This window comes from Cupriavidus sp. R6-3 (assembly GCF_059772245.1).
Genome location: NZ_JCBAJO010000406.1, coordinates 1 through 2,276, shown reverse-complemented (window position 1 = coordinate 2,276; position 2,276 = coordinate 1). Strand labels below are relative to the sequence as shown.

Annotated in this window: 2 protein-coding genes and 1 pseudogene; all 3 read left to right on the top strand. The window is 66.8% G+C overall.

Annotated elements, in window-relative coordinates; translation table 11 throughout:
• On the top strand, nt 1-404 hold a 404-nt coding region (locus tag AC6EI8_RS26160), incomplete at its 5' end, for an SAM-dependent methyltransferase (protein WP_498383344.1).
• 161 nt (nt 405-565) lie between these two features.
• On the top strand, nt 566-1,450 hold the full coding sequence (dapA, locus tag AC6EI8_RS26155; protein WP_149319276.1) for a 4-hydroxy-tetrahydrodipicolinate synthase: 885 nt from the start codon (nt 566-568) through the stop codon (nt 1,448-1,450).
• A gap of 58 nt (nt 1,451-1,508) precedes the next feature.
• Nucleotides 1,509-2,276: pseudogene (locus tag AC6EI8_RS26150) on the top strand (outer membrane protein assembly factor BamC); the annotation flags it as partial.

Below are 2,276 nucleotides of genomic sequence, written 5' to 3'. Positions count from 1 at the left end.
CGCTGGCCGGCCTGCCGAGCCCCGTGCGGACCCGGCAGGCGGACCTGGAGCAGGGCGCCTGGCCGCTGGCCGACGAGGCGCCGTTCGACGCGGTGATCGTCACCAACTATCTGCATCGCCCCTTGTGGCCGCATCTGATCGATGCGCTGGCGCCCGGCGGCGTGCTGATCTACGAAACCTTTGCGGTGGGGAACGAGACGGTCGGCAAGCCGTCCAATCCCGATTTCCTGCTGCGGCCCGGAGAATTGCTCGAGGCGGTGCACGGCAGCCTGCGGGTCGTCGCCTACGAGGACGGCGTGATCGAAGTGCCCCGGACGGCGTTCGTGCAGCGCATATGCGCCGTGCGCGAGGCACTGCAGGCCGCTGGAGCGGCGGCGCCGCCACGCTATCGCCTGGACGGGTGATTTGCGCCAGGTGATGCCGGCGCGATGTCAGCGTGCAAGCGGGCCGATGCGTTGATCCACTTGGTGTTTGCCCGGGTAGGCAGGGGTTGCCGGTGTGCTTCGGCGGCCAATTCGTATCCGGTACAATCCCGCTATTCGAAATCTCGAAAACCATACCAGCTATGACACAGATTACCGGCAGCATCGTCGCCATCGTGACGCCGATGCAGGAGGATGGCAGCCTGGATTACGCCGCGCTGCGCAGCCTGATCGACTGGCACGTCGCCGAAGGCACCGATGGCATCGTGATCGTCGGTACCACGGGGGAATCGCCCACGGTGTCGGTCGAGGAGCATTGCGAGCTGATCCGGGTCGCGGTCGAGCAGGCCGCCAAACGCATCCCCATCATCGCCGGGACCGGCGGCAACTCGACCCGCGAGGCGATCGAGCTGACCGCCTTCGCCAAGCAGGTCGGCGCCGATGCGTCGCTGCAGGTCGTGCCCTACTACAACAAGCCGACGCAGGAAGGGATGTACCGGCATTTCCGCACCATCGCGGAAGCGGTCGATCTGCCGGTGCTGCTGTACAACGTGCCGGGACGCACTGTCGCCGACATGAGCAACGACACCATCCTGCGCCTGGCCCAGGTGCCGGGCGTGGTCGGCGTCAAGGAGGCCACCGGCAACATCGACCGCGCGGCCCAGCTGATCAAGGACGCGCCGGAAGGCTTTGCCATCTACAGCGGCGACGATCCCACCGCGGTCGCGCTGATGCTGCTGGGCGGCCACGGCAATATCTCGGTGACCGCCAACGTGGCCCCGCGCAAGATGCACGAGCTGTGCGTCGCGGCGCTCAAGGGCGATGCGATCACCGCCCGCCGCCTCCATATGGAGTTGATCGCGCTGAACAAGGCGCTGTTCATCGAGGCCAACCCGATCCCCGTCAAGTGGGCGCTGCAACAGATGGGCAAGATGGCCGGCGGCATCCGCCTGCCGCTGACGCCGCTGTCGCCCGAGCACCACGAGACCGTGCGCCGCGCGCTGGCCGGCGCCGGGCTGCTCGCCTGATCGATCCGATTTTTCTTTCGCGCCAAGCGGTCATTCCCTTCACTAGGATTGCGTGTCAATGAAACTCAAGCTTAACCGCCATGGCGTGCCGCAAGGCCGCCGTGCCGCCCTGGTCTTGCCGCTGCTCGCGCTCGGCATGACCGCTGGCTGCAGCACCGTCAACGACATGATGCAGGCCGACAAGATCGACTACAAGTCGGCCGCCGCGGCCAAGCGCACCTCGACGCTCGAGGTGCCGCCGGACCTGACCAAGCTCGACGGCGATCGCCGCTATTCGGTCCCCGAGCAGGCCGGCGCGACGTTGTCCGGCTACCAGCAGGCCACCAGCACCCAGCCCAAGGTCGCCGGCACCAACGTGCTGCCGTCGGCGGAAGGCATCCGCGTCGAACGCGACGGCAACCAGCGCTGGCTCGTCATCAGCAACGGCATGGCGCCCGACCAGCTGTGGCAGACCATGCGCGAGTTCTGGCAGGAGAACGGCTTCCTGCTGGTACAGGACTCGCCCGAGACCGGCATCATGGAAACGGACTGGGCCGAGAACCGCGCCAAGATTCCGCAGGACTTCATCCGCAACACGATCGGCAAGGTGTTCGACAGCCTGTATTCGACCTCGGAGCGCGACAAGTTCCGCAGCCGGGTCGAGAAGGGCCAGAACGGCAACCTGGAAGTCTTCATCAGCCATCGCGGCGCCAAGGAAGAGTTGACCGGCCTGGACAAGTCGCAGACGGTGTGGACCCCGCGCCCGGCCGATCCCGAGCTGGAAGCCGAATTCCTGTCCCGCCTGGCGCAGCGCCTGGGCGTGCAGAAGGAACAGGCCGACCGCATG

Coding starts and splice junctions, on each gene's coding strand:
- dapA (WP_149319276.1), top strand. CDS start 566: ATGACACAGATTACCGGCAGCATCGTCGCCATCGTGACGCCGATGCAG.